This is a genomic window from Carboxydocella sp. JDF658, assembly GCF_002049395.1.
Lineage (GTDB): Bacteria > Bacillota.
In genome coordinates this window covers 1-281 of the sequence record NZ_BDLR01000111.1, presented here as the reverse complement: position 1 = coordinate 281, position 281 = coordinate 1, and the positions used below count along the sequence as shown (strand labels likewise).

At 40.9% G+C, this 281-nt stretch carries 1 pseudogene; it reads left to right on the top strand.

From position 1 onward, the window contains the following. A pseudogene (locus tag JDF658_RS12495) lies at positions 1-281 on the top strand (IS110 family transposase); the annotation flags it as partial.

Sequence of the window (281 nt, the reverse complement as noted above, 5' to 3'; positions counted from 1 at the left end):
CGTTATCATCTGATGCAGACTATTAGCAGGGAGAAAAACTATTTTCTCACTAATCTTTTTCTCAAGTTTAATACCCTGCAACAAAATGAGGTCTTCAGTAACCTGTTTGGCGCAACTTCAGAGGCAATTTTAACCGAGTTCCTTTCTCCTGAAGAAATTGCGGCTCGACCGCTTGAGGATTTAATTGATTTTCTGATGGAGAAAGGTAACAAGCACTTTTCAGATCCCAAAGCTACTGCTGAAGCGCTTAAAAAGGCTGCTCGTAATGCTCACAGGTTAAG